This window comes from Anoxybacillus tengchongensis (genome assembly GCF_014201585.1).
GTDB classification, from domain to species: domain Bacteria; phylum Bacillota; class Bacilli; order Bacillales; family Anoxybacillaceae; genus Anoxybacillus; species Anoxybacillus tengchongensis.
The window spans coordinates 28,590-46,971 of sequence record NZ_JACHES010000006.1 but is presented as its reverse complement, the minus strand read 5'-3'; the positions used below and the strand labels follow the sequence as shown (position 1 = coordinate 46,971).

The following is an 18,382-nucleotide window of genomic DNA, read 5'->3' as shown; positions in this document are numbered from 1 at the left end:
GTATGAAAATTACATTAGAAGTTGATGTGTTAACAAACAATAATCGGGCAGCTACGTTTAATCGCCAATTGTTTGAGGAAACAAATACGCTTGTGATCAATATAATGAGCTCACCCGGGGCAGGAAAGACGACCATTTTAGAAAAAACGATCGAAGCATTAGCAAATGAATTTCGCATTGGTGTCATCGAAGGAGATTTAGCAACGGAAAAAGACGCAGAGCGCATTCGTGCTCTTGGTGCGCAAGCGGTACAAATTAATACACACGGAGGATGTCATTTAGATGCACGTATGATTGCGGCTGTGCTACCGCAATTTGATTTTCAACATCTAGATATTTTGTTTATTGAAAACGTAGGTAATCTTGTTTGTCCATCTAGTTATGATTTAGGACAGCAACATAAAGTGGCAGTATTAAGTGTACCAGAAGGAAATGATAAAATTCCGAAATACCCAACGATATTTATGAGAACAGAGCTTGTTTTACTGAATAAAATCGATTTATTGCCATATCTTGATTTTAACGTAGAACAAGCAAAGGAAGACTTATCATGTATTAATCCGCAGTCTAAGTTACTACCGTTATCTGCAAAAAGCGGTGAAGGCATGGATGAATGGCTACATTGGATTCGAGAAGGGGTTGCTCAATGCAAAAAGCAGTCAACATCACAGTAAAAGGACGAGTGCAAGGAGTTGGCTTCCGTCCTTTTATTTTCGCGCTTGCCCAACGATATCAAGTAAAAGGAACTGTACAAAACAATATGGACGGAGTTTTTATTCATGTTGAAGGCGATGCAGATGCAGTCGACCAGTTTATTCACGCTTTACCTATCCAGGCACCGCGATTATCCCGTATTGATGAGATGGTTGTAACTGTAGCACAATGGCATGCGTTTAAAGATTTTTCTATTATTCCAAGCGAACGAAAAGGAAGTTCTTCGCTCGTGATTCCGATCGATACGGCTGTTTGCGATGATTGTTTACGGGAAATGAATGACCCAAATGATCATCGTTATCGTTATCCATTTATCAATTGTACGCAATGTGGTCCTCGGTACACGATTATTGAACAATTACCGTATGATCGCTCGTTTACATCGATGCATTCATTTCAAATGTGTGAGCGATGTGAACAAGAGTATGAAGATCCTATGAATCGCCGTCATCATGCTCAACCTATTGCTTGTCCAATATGTGGTCCATCTGTTGCATTATTGAAGGCAGATGGTCAAAAAGTACAAGGGGATGCGATTGAACAAGCGAAGCAATATATACGTGCGGGGGCGATTGTTGCGGTGAAAGGGTTAGGTGGGTATCACTTAGCTTGTGACGCGACTAACGAACAGGCAGTTCAACAATTACGTTTGCGAAAACAACGCCCAAATCGACCGTTAGCTGTTATGGCTGCTTCACTTGATATAGTAGAGCAATTATGTGAAATAACGAAAGAAGAAAAACAATTATTAATTTCACCGGAAGCTCCCATTGTTGTGATAAAACAGAAAAGAAACACAATGATTGCTTCATCGGTTGCTCCTGGGTTACAAACGGTTGGAGTGATGTTACCGTACACTCCGCTTCATCATTTATTGCTTGATAAGCAATTGCCTGTCGTTGTTATGACAAGTGCGAATCGTTCGGGAGTACCGATTATATATGAAGATGAACAAGTTTTGCGTGATTTACAAGGCATTGCTGATTATTTTCTTATACATAACCGCCCGATTGTTCATCCGATTGATGATTCGGTTGTTCAAGTAGAAAATGGTGTGATGCATTTTATTCGGCGTGCGCGCGGTTTCGTTCCAGATCCATTGTGGACGGAGCATGATGTTCATGAAATTGTAGCACTTGGTGGTCAACAAAAAAATGTATTTGCGTTTGGAAGACATCATCAAATTTTTTTAGGCCCTCATATCGGTGACTTAGAGCATGTAGAGGTGGTGGAACATTTCCAACGGGAATACGAACATTTACGCACATGGATGGGAGTGACACCGAAAGTAGTCGCTGTCGATTTACATCCAAATTATGAAACGTGGAATATTGCAAAACAATGGAATGTTGATGTTGTAGCTGTCCAACATCATCATGCGCACATGGTTTCATGCATGGAGGAAAATCATATCCACTCCCCTTGTTTTGGCCTCATTTTAGATGGAACAGGATATGGAGAGGACGGACATATATGGGGCTTTGAGTTACTATACGGAGATGCTAAACAGTATAAAAGACTCGGACATTTAACATATACTCCACTTCCAGGTGGAGAACGTTGTATAAAAGAGCCTTGGCGTACGACAGTCGGCATGCTTGGTTATTATTTCGGCGAAGAAGGATACTCGTTGGCGGAGAAGCGATTTATAGAACAAGCGAACGACGTGCGTGTATTAAGACAAATGATTAAAAAAGGGTTACATTCCCCTTTAGCAGGTACATGTGGTCGACTGTTTGATGCGGTTAGCGCTTTTTTACACGTTTGTACACATAGTACATACGATGGAGAAGCAGCGATTCGACTTTCTGAATTAATCGATGATACAAAAATATATGAGACTTATCCATTTCGTGTAAAGAAGTGCGATGAATGGGAGATTGATTTGACGGAGATGTGGCAGGCCATAATTAAAGATGTTGAAGCCCATGAGCAAACGAATACCATTGCTGGTCGCTTCCATGAAACGGTCGTTCAAGCGTCTGTTGAAATGATTCGTTTAGCTTTACAACAATATCCAACATACGAACGAAACATCGTGTTATCTGGAGGGAGCATGCATAACCGCTATATCACAAAACGTCTTCGACAAGAACTGAACAAACTCGGGTTATGTGTTTATACGCATCAAAAAGTACCTTGCAATGATGGGGGACTAGCGCTCGGACAGTTAATGATTGCAGCACATAGGAGGGAACGTGCATGTGTGTAGGAGTACCAGCAAAAGTGTTACATATTGACGGTTTTTCTGCATTAGTCGATGTGATGGGATCGCAAATGAATGTCGGGGTTATTTTTGTTCCTGAAGTGAAAATTGGTGATTATGTCATTGTACATGCGGGACAAGCAATGTCCATTATTGATGAAGAATATGCAAAAGAAAGTTTAGAAGAATGGAGGAAGCTAGTCGATGCTAGACGTGATGGATAGCCGAACTCACTTATCGCTCAGTCGAACGTTACTACAAGAAGTACGGATGTTAGCGAGTCAGTTCCAACAAACGTTCGGACGAGTGCCTTCGTTTATGGAAGTATGTGGTTCGCATACGATGGCACTTGCTCGTACGGGAATCAAAAAAGCGCTTGAAGGATATGTTCGTCTTATTTCGGGTCCTGGCTGTCCTGTTTGTGTGACTGATCAAGTAACGATTGATGCCATGATTTCTTTGACAGACGGCTCAGATCGAATCATTTGTACATTTGGTGATATGATGCGAGTCCCTGGATCTTACGGAACGTTGATGCAAGCGAAAACGGAAGGAAAAGATGTGCGAGTCGTCTATTCTCCCGTTGATGCAGTTCGTATCGCTGAACAGCATCCGAATCAAGAAGTTATTTTTTTAGGCATAGGGTTTGAAACAACTATCCCCATTTTAGCAGCGGCAATAAAAGAAGCCGAAGAAAAAAAAGTACACAATTTTTCGATGTGGATGTCGACAAAGCTCGTCGAACCGATTTTGCGACAATTACTTCACGATGAAGAAGTGCTATTAGACGGCTTTTTACTTCCGGGACATGTATCTATGGTGATGGGAAGAAAACATTTTGATTTTTTAGCAATCGAATACCGTATGCCTGCAGTAATTAGTGGATTTGAATCGTTACATATGTTAAGTGCGATTCGCCATTTATTAATGTTGGCACTGAAACAGCATGCTATTGTATTAAACGATTACAAAAGTGTCGTGACTGAACAAGGAAACAACCAAGCGAAATATTGGATGAACCATTATTTTACATTTTGCGATGAGGCATGGCGTGGAATTGGTGTTATTACCCAAAGTGGAATGGATTTTAAGAAGGAGTATGATCAATTTAACGCTAAGATAAAGTTTTCTGTTTCAACGCGTGAACCACGTCGAACAAAGTGTCGTTGTGGAGAAGTCATTCGGGGGCTCATTGATCCACCGCAGTGTGCATTGTTCGGAAAAGCGTGTACACCGCTAAAACCGATTGGTCCATGTATGGTGTCATCAGAAGGTAGTTGCGCTGCGTACTATCAATATATGAGGGAGGAATAATGAATGGAGCGAATTACGCTCGCTCACGGAGATGGAGGGGAATTAGCCCACAAACTAATTACAGATGTGTTTGTTTCTATGTTTCATAACGATCATTATGCCAAATTTGACTCTGCTACATTGACGTTGGGAGCACATGAGCTCGCTATGACAACAGACAGTTTTGTCGTTAAACCTCTTTTCTTCTCGGGTGGAAATATAGGAAAATTAGCGGTAGCAGGAACAATAAATGACTTAGCGGTTGTCGGGGCGGTTCCGAAAGTTTTGACGTGTGGCTTTATTATTGAAGAAGGTTTTCCTATTCGCGATTTAAAAACGATCGTTCAATCAATGGCAGAAGAAGCGAAAGAAGCAAATGTAGTGATTGTGGCAGGAGATACAAAAGTTGTTGAGCGAGGCAGTGCAGACGGATTATATATTAATACAACAGGGATTGGTGTCATTTCACGTCCGCTTGATCGGAAAATTTGTGAAGGAGACTCGGTCATTGTGAGCGGTTCAGTTGGTGATCACGGGGTAGCTATATTAGTTGCTCGTGGGGAATTAGGGCTTGTATCAAAGGTTGAAAGCGACTGTGCCTCGTTATATTCGCTCATTGAAAAAGCGATGGAGGCAAGTGAACACATCCGGCTGATGCGCGATCCAACCCGCGGTGGCTTAGTAACAGCTCTTGTAGAAATTTGTGAAGATTTTGGTGTAACGATTGAGTTGGAAGAAGAACGTATCCCTATAAAAAAAGAAGTAGAAGGTGCATGTGAACTACTCGGTTTTGATCCGCTGTACTTAGCTAATGAAGGAAAAGTAGTCATGATCGTACCAAAAGAAGATGAACAGGCAGTTCTTGATGCACTTCGTTCCCAACCAGAAGGAAAAGACGCGACTGTGATCGGAACAGTTCGAGCAACAAACAAAGGGCAGTTGTTATTGCGGACACCACTCGGTACAACAAGACGGTTATACCGACTAACTGGACTTATGTTACCTCGTATTTGTTAGACCGTAGGGCAAATCCTACGGTTTTTTGTCTTCCCTACTTTTCTGCTTTATGTCATAATAAATGACAGTAAATAAAAAAGGGTGAGGGTATCATGAAGCAATATTTACAATTACTTGAAGATATTTTACAAAACGGTGTGTATAAAGACGATCGTACGGGAACGGGCACGCTTTCTGTATTTGGGCGTCAGTTACGTTTTGATTTACGAGAAGGCTTTCCTTTACTTACAACAAAAAAATTACATATTCGTTCCATTATTCATGAATTACTTTGGTTTTTGAGCGGGGATACGAATATTCGCTATTTAAAAGAAAATGGTGTAACGATTTGGGACGAATGGGCGGATGAAAATGGAGACTTAGGACCAGTATATGGTGCACAATGGCGTTCATGGAGGGGAGCAGACGGCCGGACGATTGATCAAATTAGCGAGGTAATCGAACAAATAAAAAGTAATCCAAATTCACGTCGCCTTTTAGTCAGTGCGTGGAATGTCGCGGAGTTAGACGATATGAAATTGCCACCTTGTCATTATGCTTTTCAGTTTTATGTTGAAAACGGAATGTTATCATGCATGTGGCAGCAACGCTCTGTTGACACATTTTTAGGTCTTCCGTTCAATATCGCAAGCTATGCGCTACTTACATACATGGTTGCCCAACAATGCGATCTGCAGCCAAAAGAACTTATTTTTACTGGCGGTGATGTTCATTTATATATGAATCATATTGAACAAGCGAAGTTGCAATTAACGCGAGAGCCGCGCCCGCTTCCGAAATTAATAATAAAACGAAAGCCAGCTTCTATTTTTGAATATCGTTTTGAAGATTTTGAAATTGTTGACTATGATCCACATCCGCATATTAAAGCGGACGTGTCTGTATAAGGAAGTGAGTCGATTGATTTCAATTATTGTGGCGATGGATCGAAATCGAGTTATTGGTTATAACAATACGTTACCTTGGCACTTACCAGCAGATTTGACTTATTTTAAACGTGTAACTATGGGATATCCGATTGTTATGGGACGAAAAACGTTTGCATCGATTGGTCGTCCACTCCCAGGGAGAATCAATATAATATTGACACGAGACAAAACGTTTTTAGTGAATTCGAATGTTCAAGTTATTCATTCCATGAATAACATTCGACAAATCGAACAACAACATGGTCATGTGTTCATCATTGGAGGGGCACAAGTATTTGAACAAGCCATGTCGCTAGCGGATCGATTGTATGTCACACATATTGATGCGACGTTTACAGGTGATACATTTTTCCCACCAATCGATGAAAAACAGTGGACGCTCCGTACCGCTCAACCTGGCGTACAAGATGAAAAAAATCGCTATCCACATACATTTTGCATATACGAACGAGCTCGCTAGCCGGCGGGCTTCATCTTTTTGATTAATTTTTAGAAAATTTACTTTTCTTTATCCGAAAATATGATATATTTTAGAATAACATAATTTTAACAATTACAAATGGAAAGGAAACGAGAAGATGGAACAACAAGTAAAACGAAAACATGGCGTACATGTAGAAGATATTTTAATCGCTTATCAAACGCTAAAAGATGTTGTGTATCATACCCCTCTGCAAAAAAATGAATTGCTTTCAGAACGTTATGATTGCCACGTATACTTTAAAAGGGAAGATTTACAAGTCGTTCGATCGTTTAAAATTCGTGGGGCATATTATCGAATGAAAAGTTTATGCGAAGAAGAAAAGAAAAATGGAATTGTTTGTGCAAGTGCGGGCAATCATGCACAAGGTGTCGCTTATTCGTGTCGCGCACTCGGTGTGCACGGTAAAATTTATATGCCATCTACCACTCCACGACAAAAAGTATCACAAGTACAATTTTTTGGCCGGGAATTTGTTGATATCATTTTAGTTGGCGATACATTTGATGACTCTTATGAGCAAGCGCTTGTTTGTTCCAAAAAAGAGCAGCGAACGTTTATCCATCCGTTTGATGATGAAGCTGTCATCGCTGGACAAGGAACGGTCGGGGTTGAAATTTTAAATGACTGCGAAGAGCCGATAGACTATGTTTTCGCAAGTATAGGTGGAGGGGGACTTATTTCTGGTGTCGGTACGTATATAAAAAGCATTTCACCAACGACGAAATTGATTGGTATCGAACCTGAAGGGGCTCCTTCTATGAAAAAATCGTTTGAAGCAAAGGAAGTAATTACTTTAAATGAAATTGATCCATTTGTAGATGGTGCAGCGGTAAAGCGTGTGGGTGAAAAAACATTTGCATTAGCAAAAGACATCGTTGACGATATTGTGGTCGTTCCTGAAGGAAAAGTATGTACAACGATTTTGCAGCTTTATAATGAAAATGCTATTGTAGTGGAGCCTGCTGGAGCATTGCCTGTTGCTGCGCTTGATTTATATAAGGAGCATATTCGTGGCAAGACCGTTGTTTGTATTATTAGCGGAGGAAATAATGACATCGGACGCATGCAAGAAATTAAAGAGCGATCGATGATTTATGAAGGTCTTCAACATTATTTTATCGTGAATTTTCCACAACGTGCTGGAGCTTTACGTGAATTTCTTGATGAAGTGCTAGGACCGACAGATGACATTACATTGTTTGAATATACGAAAAAAAATAATAAAGATAGTGGCCCGGCACTCGTTGGTATCGAATTGAAATGTCGCGAAGATTATGGTCCACTTGTTGAACGGATGAAGAAAAAAGGTTTTCCATTTATGGAAGTGAATAAAGATAGTAGTTTATTCCATTTGCTCATTTGACAAAAATTTTTTATAAATCGATGACGAAATGTGACATACTTCAACACAAAAATCGTGTATAATATAAATAAATCGGTCAAAAAAGAGGATTGATATTTTGTTATTCAAAAGCCTAGAGTTTAAAAACGTAGATGGGCAAAAAGTGAAAATTATCGAAATTCCGGTATTGGAGGACGATAACCTTTATCAATTTGTTGTCAAAGTGCGGTTGCAAACGTTTATTGCACAAGTGTATGCTAATAAAAATCCAAAGAAGGTGTATTCGTTTAAAGACTATTTAAAACGTGTGTTGAAGTGGCCGGTATATGAACAAATATTTAAATCTGAAATTTTAAAAAACAATGCATAAATGACGAAGGAGCTGTTTTGCTAATGTGCAAAATCAGCTCTTTTTTTACAAAAAATTTTATGAAAACGACGACATACAGGACGATTTTATTATATAATTTCACCGTACGAAAATTTTAGAATGAAATACAGGAAGTGAAAAAATGAACAAAGTGAAAATTGTAACAGATTCTACGGTCGATTTGTCAAAGGAAATAATTGAAGCGTGGGACATTCGTGTTGTTCCATTATCTATCTCGATTGATGGCCAAACATATTTAGATGGTATTGACTTAACTCCACAACAGTTTATTGAAAAAATGAAACAATCAAGCGAACTTCCAAAAAGCTCCCAACCGTCTGCAGGGCAGTTTTTGCAAGTATATGATGAACTTGGGGAAGCTGGGTACGACGTTATTTCGATTCATATGACAGGGGGAATGAGTGGAACGGTACGCTCTGCAGAAAGTGCTGCGGCTATGACAAAAGCAAATGTCACGGTCGTTGATTCACGTTTTATTTCTCTTGCACTCAGTTTTCAAGTATTAGAAGCAGCAAAAATGGCGGCAGAGGGAAAAACAGTAACAGAAATTCTTGCTCATCTCGATACAGTTCGTGCGAATACACATTTATTTGTCGTTGTTGATACACTTGAAAATCTTGTCAAAGGTGGACGCATTGGAAGAGGAAGAGCGATGATTGGTTCGCTATTAAACATTAAACCGATCGCTTCATTAGAAGATGGGGTGTATACGCCTGTAACGAAAGTTCGCAGTCATTCTCAAATTGTCAAATATTTAACAAATCAATTTGTTGAACATACGAAAGGAAAAAAGATCCGAGCAGTAGGCATTGCTCACGCAGACGCTCTAGATTTAAGCGAACGATTAAAACAGTCAATTGCAGAAGCAACAGGATGGACAAAAACAGACATCGTATATACAACCCCAATTATTTCAACGCATACAGGTCCAGGAGCAATAGGGTTTATGTACTATACGGAATAGGAGGACATAAAAGGTGAAACGTATACGTTTATGGTTGTTCGTTGCGCTGTTATTCTTGCTTGTTGCTTGCCAACAATCGATTCCAGATGCAAAAAATTGGCCAATTGAAGATTTTACATTTACCGATCAATATGGTCAAAAGTTTGGGCTAGCTGATTTAAACGGAAAAGTGTGGGTAGCTGATTTTATTTTCACACGATGCGCTGATGTGTGCCCACCAATGACAGCAAATATGGCGAAATTACAAAAAATGGCCAAGGAAAAAGGATTAGATGTTCATTTTGTTTCATTTAGTGTAGATCCTGAAAACGATACACCAGATGCGTTAAAAGCGTATGTCGAAAAGTTTCAAGGAGATTTAGGGAATTGGCACTTACTTACAGGATACACTCAACAAGACATTGAACGTTTTGCTCAAAAAAACTTTAAAGCAGTTGTAAAAAAGCCACAAGAAGGGGATCAAGTCATCCACGGCACAGATTTTTATCTTGTTGATCAAAACGGGACAATTGTAAAATACTATAGTGGTCTAAACGATGTGCCTTTTGAAGAGATTTTAAAACATATTGACATGTTACAAAAATAACATGATACAGACAAAAATGATGACCCTGTCATTTTTGTCTTTTCTTTTATAGAGAGGGGATCCTATATGAACAGATTGCTTCTTCTATTTCTTTGTGTATGTTTAGTCGGATGTTCCTCTACCTCTACAACTACTGACCCGACGACCACGCAAGAAAATGAACAGGAGCAAATAAAGCCACGTGATTTACATATTGTGGCGTTAGGCGACTCGTTAACGGAAGGGGTAGGGGATGGTAAAGGTGGCTACGTCACATTAGTCAAGCAATATTTAGAACAACGTGAAGATGTAAGTGAAGTGTTCGTGCAAAACTTTGGTAAGCGAGGGTTACGTAGTGAACAACTAACAGATATTATCACAAAAAATGAACCGGTCATTCAAAAAGCAGATCTTATTTTGATCACAATTGGCGGAAACGATGTCATGAAAGTTGTTCGTTCACATTTTTTATCTTTAACATATGAGTTGTTTGTTAAAGAACAACAGGCGTTTGCTTCTCGACTTGATGAGCAATTGCAACTGCTCCGCTATATAAATCCAGATGCTTATATTGTACTCGTCGGGTTATACAACCCGTTTTCTGCGGCTTTTCCGAATATATCAGAAATGGATGGGATTATACACATGTGGAACGAAGGGAGCGAAAAAGTGCTCTCCCGTTATGATTATACGCTGTTTGTACCTATTGTCGATTTGTTTGAAGGGCGTGACGATATATTGTATGACGATCAATTTCATCCAAACACACGTGGCTACGAACTAATTGCACAACGTATATATGAATACTTGCAACAACATGAATGGATAGGAGAATAAATAGTGAAGTGGAAAGTATTGTTTTTTGGATTATTAGGAATAAATAGTTTAGTAATGGCGTTATTATTTTTTTATATGTTTCAATCATCATCTTCTCCACATATTCCGAACGTTAGTGTGGAAGGTCCGACATTTATTGTTCAAACATCAAAACAACATTTAAATACGTTAGTGAACGACTATATTCAGAAGCATGGAAAAAAGGGGAATTTGTCTTACAGTGTTCAATTAGCTGATCGTTTGTATATAACAAGCGCCATCCCGGTATTCGGAAAGCCAGTCGATTTGACCATGGCATTTGATCCAACTGTGGATGAAAACGGACACGTTGTACTTGCTCGTCCGACGATGACGTTTGGGCAACTTCGTTTACCTGTGCCATATGTGTTAACGTATATTAATAAACATGCTTCATTGCCAAATTGGGTGGAAATCGATGCGAAACACGAGCGCATCTATATTGTTGTAAGTAACATTCGCATAAAAGAAGGATTCGTGTTAAAGGCGAAAACGTTCGATTTAAATAAAAATGATATCACCTTTACAGTCACGATAACAAAATAAAAGGATGTCTCTCATTATTGAGGGACATCCTATTTGATTCGTAATCCTTTAGGATAAAAGTTTTTTACAACTCCTTTGACTTCTTTGCCCCAACCAAGTGGATACCCGTCAATAGTGACTAATATCCATCCACGATCGTTATTCGTTTGTAATGTTTCTCCTTTCATATATCGAAGGCTTTCTTCAAACGTCAGAGACAGATACGCCTGTACTTGTTGTTTTGTTAATGCCATTGCTAATGCGTGGTTTGGTTCAAAGCGATTTTTTTTCCATTCTCCGATATGAAGACCAGGACGAACAATTTTTAAGCCGTCTAAGCGAGGGCATGAATGTGGGAGAGCGAATAAGTGTGTGCCAAACGCATACATTGTTCCTTTTATTGTTATTTGGATGATATGATTCATAAACGTTTCATAATCGCGCCACATCGCTTTAGGGACGTTACATGCGGCCATTTTTCCATTCCAACGGTTGCCGCTACCTCGTTTGCGCATTTTCGCAACGAAATGTCCTTCACCTTGTAGATGATGAGGCCAGAGCCTTGCTGTATGTGCGATTTTTTCGTTATGTGTGTTTGTCCAATGTGCCATACCTGATTGAATGCCGTGTTGTTTGTCTATTGGAATTAATTCCATATCATCATAAGTCGCTAAAAACCAGTCAATGATTTGTTCATTTTCTTCTGGGGAAAATGTGCATGTCGAATAAACGAGCGTGCCTCCTTCATTTAACATCTGATAAGCACATGATAAAATGTGTCGTTGTGTTTGTGCACATTTTTGAACGTGTTCTAAACTCCAAAATTGAATCGCCTCCTCGTCTTTTCGAAACATGCCTTCTCCTGAACAGGGGGCGTCAACTAAAATCTTATCGAAAAAACCTTCAAACGTTTCCGATAGTTTCTCAGGAGTTTCATTTGTAACCACAGCATTTGTAATTCCGAGTCGCTCAATATTTTCAGATAAAGCTTTGACACGTTTTGGATGAATTTCGTTTGCCAATAAAAATCCTTCGTTATTCATCAAGGCAGCTAACTGTGTTGTTTTTCCTCCTGGTGCTGCACATAAATCAAGTACTCGCTCTCCTGGAGATGGTGAGAGCACTTCAGCTACGAACATGGCACTTGGTTCTTGAATGTAGTACAATCCAGCAGCATGGTATGGATGTTTCCCAGGCTGAGCGTTGTAATAATAAAATCCTGTAGGACAAAAAGGGATCGGCTCAAGTTCCCATGGGCTTATGTTTAAAAATGTCGATGGTGATACTTTCAATGAATTGACTCGCAAACCATTGACTTTTTCTTCATCGTATGTCGCAAAAAAACGCTCCGCTTCATCTTGAAGCAAAGCATTCATTTTCGTTACAAATTCTTTCGGTAAATGACATGTAGTCACTATAACCACTTCACTTTCGGTTCTGTTTTGTTTAAAATACGTTTAATATTTGCTCGGTGACGATAAAATACAAAAAGTGTTAATAATATGACGACAATGCGCAAAGGAACATCATCGGTCCATACAAATGCATAAGCGGTCGCATACACGCCTGTTAACATGGATGAAAGCGAGACGTATTTTGATATATATAGAATGAGAAAAAAGACAGCTAACATCGTCATAAAGAGAACGGGTGAATAAAATAACAACACTCCACCAGATGTAGCAACTGCTTTTCCACCACGAAATTGGGCGAACACTGGATATGTATGACCAACCACAGCAAACATGCCTGTAATAAGTGGGTGAATATCTACAGAAAACAATACAGGTAAGCTGGCAGCTAACGTCCCTTTTAAAATATCCGCAATCGTAACAATTAATCCAGCTTTTACACCGAGCACGCGAAACGTATTTGTTCCACCTAAATTGCCGCTCCCATGTTCACGTATGTCAATTCCATATCCCACTTTTCCAACGATTAGCGCGAACGGAATCGAACCGAGTAAATAACCGATGATCATAAGCAAAATAGACATCCTATGCACCCTTTACCTCATTAATATTTCCTCATACGGAGGTCATGCTTTTATTGTAACATGCTTTTTTAAAAAATGAAGGCAGGATTATTTTTTTATATGAAGAAATACTAGTTTATCATGGGAGGGTAGATGATATGAGTCCAAGTCGTGAACAAATCAAACAAATTTTAAACAAAGCAAAGCGAATTGCTGTGGTAGGATTGTCAGATCGTCCGGAGCGCACATCTTACATGGTTGCGAAAGCGATGAAAGAAGCAGGGTATGAAATTATTCCGGTCAACCCGCTCATTAAAGAATGGGAAGGTATCCCAGCCGTCGCGACATTAACAGATATTGAAGGGCATGTAGATATTGTTAATGTGTTTCGCCGCTCCGAACATTTACGTGAAATTGCTGATCAATTTGTCCAAATGGATGCAGACGTGTTTTGGGCGCAATTAGGTGTGTATGATGAACAAGTGTACCGTGACTTAACAGAAAAAGGCTATACGGTTGTGATGGATCGCTGCATCAAGGTAGAACATGCGCTCACACGTTAAAAACGACCATTCTTTTTGTAATGGTCGTTCTTTTTCTTCATGACGTTGGACGTTTTACGAATGTATGTTAAAATAGAGAAAGTCAAAAAAATAGAAACAAATGTTCTTGTTGTGAAAGGGGAATGATTGTGACAGATAAACAACTTCTTACATATAACGAAGATACGATTCAAGTATTGGAAGGATTAGAAGCTGTTCGTAAACGACCGGGCATGTATATCGGAAGTACAGATAGTCGCGGTTTGCATCATCTTGTATATGAAATTGTTGATAATGCGGTTGATGAGGCGCTCGCAGGATATGGGAGACGCATTGTTGTAACGATACATAACGATCAAAGTGTGAGCGTCCAAGATGAAGGACGTGGGATGCCTACAGGTATGCATAAATTAGGAAAACCAACCCCAGAAGTCATTTTAACGGTTTTACATGCAGGCGGAAAGTTTGGTCAGGGAGGATATAAAACGAGTGGCGGTTTGCATGGCGTTGGCGCCTCTGTTGTGAACGCTTTATCTGAATGGTTAGAAGTGACGATTCAACGTGACGGATTTGTGTACTACCAACGGTTTGAACATGGTGGAAAACCTGTGACTACCTTGGAGAAAATTGGAGTAACAAAACAAACAGGAACGACAATTCGATTTAAACCGGATCCAACGATTTTTAGTACGACGACGTTTCATTATGAAACGATTAGCGAACGATTGAGAGAATCTGCATTTTTATTAAAGGGCTTAAAAATCGAATTATATGATGAACGAACAGGTTTACGTGATACATTTTATTACGAAAGTGGAATTGAGGCGTTTGTAAAATATTTAAACGAAGAAAAAGATGTGTTACATCCTGTCGTATTTTTTAGCGGTGAGCAAAACGGCATTGAAGTAGAGTTTGCCTTCCAATTTCATGACGGTTATGCAGAACATATGCTTTCGTTTGTTAACCATGTGCGAACAAAAGACGGGGGAACGCATGAAATTGGGGCTAAAATGGCCATGACTCGCGTGTTTAACGAATATGCACGAAAAGTGGGTTTATTGAAAGAACGAGATAAAAATTTAGAAGGTGCAGATATTCGTGAAGGACTATCTGCCATTGTATCGGTTCGTATTCCTGAAGCGCTCTTGCAATTTGAAGGACAAACGAAAGGAAAACTAGGAACGCCTGAAGCCCGTTCCGTAGTCGAAGCAGTCATTAGTGAAAAACTGACGTACTTTTTAAATGAAAATCCAGATGTTGCAACGATGTTAATTAAAAAGGCAATTCGTGCGTTTCAGGCGCGTGAAGCAGCTCGAAAAGCACGGGAAGAAGCACGATCTGGAAAAAAGCGCAAAGGAAAAGAACATGTATTAAGCGGAAAATTAACCCCAGCCCAAACACGCAATCCACAAAAAAATGAATTGTACTTAGTTGAAGGAGATTCAGCTGGTGGATCTGCGAAACAAGGGCGTGATCGCCGTTTTCAAGCTGTATTACCTCTTCGAGGAAAAGTGATTAATACGGAGAAAGCGAAACTCACCGACATTTTTAAAAATGAAGAAATTAATACAATCATTCACGCGATCGGTGGCGGTGTGGGAGCAGATTTTTCGCTTGATGATATTCATTATGACAAAGTGATCATTATGACTGATGCAGATACGGACGGAGCACATATTCAAGTGTTGTTGTTAACCTTTTTTTATCGCTATATGCGTCCGCTCATTGAAGCCGGTAAAGTGTTTATCGCTCTTCCACCACTTTATAAAGTGAGTAAAAAAGTCGGCAAAAAAGAAGTGGTTGAATATGCATGGACAGATGAACAACTACAATCGATTTTGAAAAAGATCGGAAAAGGATATACGATTCAGCGGTATAAAGGACTTGGTGAAATGAATGCGGATCAATTATGGGAGACGACAATGAACCCTGAAACGCGGACGCTCATTCGTGTTCGTATTGATGATGCAGCACGTGCTGAACGTCGCGTAACGACATTAATGGGTGATAAAGTAGAGCCGAGAAGAAAATGGATTGAGTCTAATGTACAATTCGGTTTAGAGGAAGACGTGAACATTTTAGAAAATGATCATGTGATGACAGCTGAGGGGGAATAAGAACATGGAACGTGTATTAGATTTACCGTTTGAAGATGTGTTAGGAGATCGATTTGGTCGATATAGTAAATATATTATTCAAGAACGTGCTCTGCCTGATGTGCGCGATGGATTAAAACCGGTGCAACGTCGCATTTTATATGCGATGTATGTAGATGGGAATACGTACGACAAACCGTTTCGCAAATCAGCCAAAACCGTCGGAAATGTCATTGGTAATTTCCACCCGCATGGCGATTCTTCTGTATATGAAGCGATGGTTCGCATGAGTCAAGAATGGAAAGTAAGAAACGTGCTCATTGAAATGCATGGGAATAACGGAAGTATTGATGGAGATCCACCAGCAGCGATGCGTTATACAGAAGCTAGATTATCCGCCATCGCATCGGAATTATTGCGCGACATCGATAAGGAAACAGTAGAGTTTGTACCGAACTTCGATGATACAAGCAAAGAGCCGGTTGTGTTACCAGCGATGTTTCCGAATTTGCTTGTCAATGGTTCAACAGGCATTTCAGCTGGTTACGCGACAGAAATTCCACCGCATCACTTAGGAGAAGTCATTGATGCCGTCATTATGCGTATTGATCATCCAACTTGTACGGTCGATAATTTAATGACTGTCTTACAAGGGCCGGATTTTCCAACAGGCGGCATCATTCAAGGAAAAGAAGGGATTAAAGCCGCCTACGAAACAGGAAAAGGGAAAATGATTATTCGCGGCAAAGCAACGATCGAGCAAGGAAAAGGTGGCAAACAATCGATTGTTATTACGGAAATCCCTTACGAAGTAAATAAAGCCAATTTAGTTAAAAAAATTGATGAATTGCGACTTGAAAAAAAGTTAGACGGAATTATTGATGTGCGTGACGAAACGGATCGCACAGGGTTACGTATTGTCATTGAAGTGAGAAAAGACGGGAATGCAGAGGGTATTTTAAACTATTTATATAAAAACACAGATTTGCAGATCACGTACAATTTTAATATGGTTGCTATCCATGAGCGTCGCCCAAAGTTATTAAGTTTACCACAACTATTAGATGCGTATATTGAACATCAAAAAGAAGTCGTTGCCAATCGTTCGCGTTATGAATTGAGAAAAGCAAAAGAACGTGCTCATATTGTTGAAGGGTTAATTAAAGCTATATCGATTTTAGATGATGTCATTGCAACGATTCGCGCTTCGCAAGATAAAAAAGACGCCAAAGGGAATTTGATGAATCGCTATGGATTTACAGAGCCTCAAGCGGAAGCAATTGTTACATTGCAGTTGTATCGTCTAACAAATACAGATATTGATGATTTGCGTGAAGAAGCAAATGCGTTAAATCGCAAAATCGAGGAATTAACAGCTATTTTAGATAGCGAGAAAAAACTTCTATCTGTAATTAAAGCTGACTTAAGAAAAATGAAAAAAATGTACGGTGACGAGCGGAGAACGATGATTGAAGAAGAAATAAAAGAAATTAAAATCGAAATGAACGTTGTTGTTCCAGAAGAAGATGTGATCGTCACTGTTACAAAAGATGGATATATCAAACGAACAAGTCTTCGCTCTTACAGCGCCTCTAACGGCCAAGATATTGGTATGAAAGAGGGAGATAGGTTACTCGGGATGTTTGAGATGAATACAACACATACGTTATTGTTATTTACAAATAAAGGAAATTACTTATATTGCCCTGTTTATGAACTTCCTGACATTCGCTGGAAAGATCTCGGTCAGCACATCTCTAATATAATCCCGCTTGATCGTGACGAGCAACTAATTAGCGCTATCCCGATTGTAGATTTTTCAAATGGGTATTTATTATTTATTACGAAACAAGGATTAGTGAAAAAAACAAACCTCGTTCATTATAAGGCGCAACGGTATTCTAAGCCACTTGTAGCTATGCGATTAAAAGAGGATGATGAAGTTGTCCATGTGTATCGAACAGATGGATTTGGACGTATATTTCTCATGACGCAATACGGATATGGCTTGTTATTTCAAGAAGAAGAAATCGGAGAAGTTGGTGTTCGAGCGGCAGGAGTAAAAGGAATCCATCTAAAAGATGGAGACTGTGTTGTTTCTGGTCAACAGGCGACAGAAGAAAATGTTGTTCTTGTGACAAAACGCGGGGCGGTGAAAAAAATAGCTAGAACGGAAATCGACGAATCGACCCGTGCGAAACGGGGCCAGCTTCTTATTAAAGAAGTGAAAACAAATCCACATCGAGTAGTAAATTGTCATTTCCTTTCACATGGACATGTTGTTTTAAAAACAGAGAAAGGGATCATTGAAGAAGTCAACGTTGACGAACTACGATTAAGCGATCGATATGGCAATGTGACATACGTGTTTGATTATGATGAAGTTGGTAACATTACGGATACGTGGGTGAAATGGTCATAATTGCCTTGCATTCATTTATGATTTCAATTATATTGAAAAAGGTATAGTTTGTGTATGGGGGA

At 39.5% G+C, this 18,382-nt stretch carries 18 protein-coding genes; 16 read left to right on the top strand and 2 right to left on the bottom strand.

Features of this window, described 5'->3' with window-relative positions; translation table 11 throughout:
* Positions 1 to 2 precede the first annotated feature (2 nt).
* The 13 genes from hypB (at position 3) to HNQ82_RS07945 (ending at position 11,306) form a co-directional block, all read left to right on the top strand.
* Positions 3 to 674, top strand: coding sequence for a hydrogenase nickel incorporation protein HypB (hypB, locus tag HNQ82_RS08005; protein WP_183248690.1), 672 nt, complete (start codon positions 3 to 5; stop codon positions 672 to 674).
* Positions 647 to 2,926 carry a carbamoyltransferase HypF gene (hypF, locus tag HNQ82_RS08000; RefSeq protein ID WP_183248687.1) on the top strand — a complete coding sequence of 760 codons (2,280 nt, stop codon included), beginning with the start codon at positions 647 to 649 and terminating at the stop codon, positions 2,924 to 2,926. The genes hypB and hypF overlap by 28 nt, the downstream gene beginning before the upstream one ends.
* Positions 2,917 to 3,144, top strand: a complete 228-nt coding sequence (locus HNQ82_RS07995; protein WP_183248686.1) for a HypC/HybG/HupF family hydrogenase formation chaperone — start codon at positions 2,917 to 2,919, stop codon at positions 3,142 to 3,144. Before hypF ends, HNQ82_RS07995 begins: the two co-directional genes overlap by 10 nt.
* Positions 3,125 to 4,234, top strand: a complete 1,110-nt coding sequence (gene hypD, locus HNQ82_RS07990; protein WP_183248684.1) for a hydrogenase formation protein HypD — start codon at positions 3,125 to 3,127, stop codon at positions 4,232 to 4,234. Before HNQ82_RS07995 ends, hypD begins: the two co-directional genes overlap by 20 nt.
* A gap of 3 nt (positions 4,235 to 4,237) precedes the next feature.
* Positions 4,238 to 5,230: a hydrogenase expression/formation protein HypE gene (gene hypE / locus HNQ82_RS07985; protein ID WP_183248682.1), complete on the top strand. Its 993-nt coding sequence runs from the start codon at positions 4,238 to 4,240 to the stop codon at positions 5,228 to 5,230.
* Positions 5,231 to 5,322: 92 nt separating this feature from the next.
* On the top strand, positions 5,323 to 6,117 hold the full coding sequence (gene thyA / locus HNQ82_RS07980; RefSeq protein WP_183248680.1) for a thymidylate synthase: 795 nt from the start codon (positions 5,323 to 5,325) through the stop codon (positions 6,115 to 6,117).
* Positions 6,077 to 6,619 carry a dihydrofolate reductase gene (locus HNQ82_RS07975; protein WP_425486262.1) on the top strand — a complete coding sequence of 181 codons (543 nt, stop codon included), beginning with the start codon at positions 6,077 to 6,079 and terminating at the stop codon, positions 6,617 to 6,619. The genes thyA and HNQ82_RS07975 overlap by 41 nt, the downstream gene beginning before the upstream one ends.
* Before the next feature lie 118 nt (positions 6,620 to 6,737).
* Complete coding sequence (ilvA, locus tag HNQ82_RS07970) at positions 6,738 to 8,006, top strand: threonine ammonia-lyase IlvA (protein ID WP_183248676.1); 1,269 nt, start codon at positions 6,738 to 6,740, stop codon at positions 8,004 to 8,006.
* 97 nt (positions 8,007 to 8,103) lie between these two features.
* Complete coding sequence (locus HNQ82_RS07965; RefSeq protein WP_183248673.1) at positions 8,104 to 8,355, top strand: YpmP family protein; 252 nt, start codon at positions 8,104 to 8,106, stop codon at positions 8,353 to 8,355.
* 142 nt (positions 8,356 to 8,497) lie between these two features.
* Positions 8,498 to 9,340, top strand: a complete 843-nt coding sequence (locus HNQ82_RS07960; protein ID WP_183248671.1) for a DegV family protein — start codon at positions 8,498 to 8,500, stop codon at positions 9,338 to 9,340.
* 13 nt (positions 9,341 to 9,353) lie between these two features.
* The gene (locus HNQ82_RS07955; RefSeq protein ID WP_183248669.1) at positions 9,354 to 9,926 is read left to right on the top strand and encodes an SCO family protein; all 573 of its coding nucleotides are present in this window, start codon (positions 9,354 to 9,356) and stop codon (positions 9,924 to 9,926) included.
* A gap of 66 nt (positions 9,927 to 9,992) precedes the next feature.
* Positions 9,993 to 10,742: an SGNH/GDSL hydrolase family protein gene (locus HNQ82_RS07950; RefSeq protein ID WP_183248667.1), complete on the top strand. Its 750-nt coding sequence runs from the start codon at positions 9,993 to 9,995 to the stop codon at positions 10,740 to 10,742.
* Between the two features lie 3 nt (positions 10,743 to 10,745).
* Positions 10,746 to 11,306, top strand: coding sequence for a DUF2140 family protein (locus HNQ82_RS07945; protein WP_183248665.1), 561 nt, complete (start codon positions 10,746 to 10,748; stop codon positions 11,304 to 11,306).
* 29 nt (positions 11,307 to 11,335) lie between these two features.
* Here HNQ82_RS07945 and HNQ82_RS07940 read toward each other — a convergent pair whose 3' ends face one another.
* Both HNQ82_RS07940 and plsY read right to left on the bottom strand, forming a co-directional pair.
* Positions 11,336 to 12,700, bottom strand: a complete 1,365-nt coding sequence (locus HNQ82_RS07940) for an RsmF rRNA methyltransferase first C-terminal domain-containing protein (protein ID WP_183248663.1) — start codon at positions 12,698 to 12,700, stop codon at positions 11,336 to 11,338.
* Positions 12,700 to 13,281: a glycerol-3-phosphate 1-O-acyltransferase PlsY gene (gene plsY / locus HNQ82_RS07935; protein WP_183248661.1), complete on the bottom strand. Its 582-nt coding sequence runs from the start codon at positions 13,279 to 13,281 to the stop codon at positions 12,700 to 12,702. The genes HNQ82_RS07940 and plsY overlap by 1 nt, the downstream gene beginning before the upstream one ends.
* Before the next feature lie 137 nt (positions 13,282 to 13,418).
* Between plsY and HNQ82_RS07930 the strand changes: the two genes are divergently transcribed.
* The 3 genes from HNQ82_RS07930 (at position 13,419) to parC (ending at position 18,320) form a co-directional block, all read left to right on the top strand.
* On the top strand, positions 13,419 to 13,823 hold the full coding sequence (locus HNQ82_RS07930) for a CoA-binding protein (RefSeq protein ID WP_183248659.1): 405 nt from the start codon (positions 13,419 to 13,421) through the stop codon (positions 13,821 to 13,823).
* A 122-nt stretch (positions 13,824 to 13,945) separates the two neighbouring features.
* Positions 13,946 to 15,919: a DNA topoisomerase IV subunit B gene (gene parE, locus HNQ82_RS07925; protein ID WP_183248657.1), complete on the top strand. Its 1,974-nt coding sequence runs from the start codon at positions 13,946 to 13,948 to the stop codon at positions 15,917 to 15,919.
* A gap of 4 nt (positions 15,920 to 15,923) precedes the next feature.
* Entirely contained in the window at positions 15,924 to 18,320 is a 2,397-nt protein-coding gene (gene parC, locus HNQ82_RS07920) for a DNA topoisomerase IV subunit A (RefSeq protein WP_183248655.1), read from the top strand.
* Positions 18,321 to 18,382 lie beyond the last annotated feature (62 nt).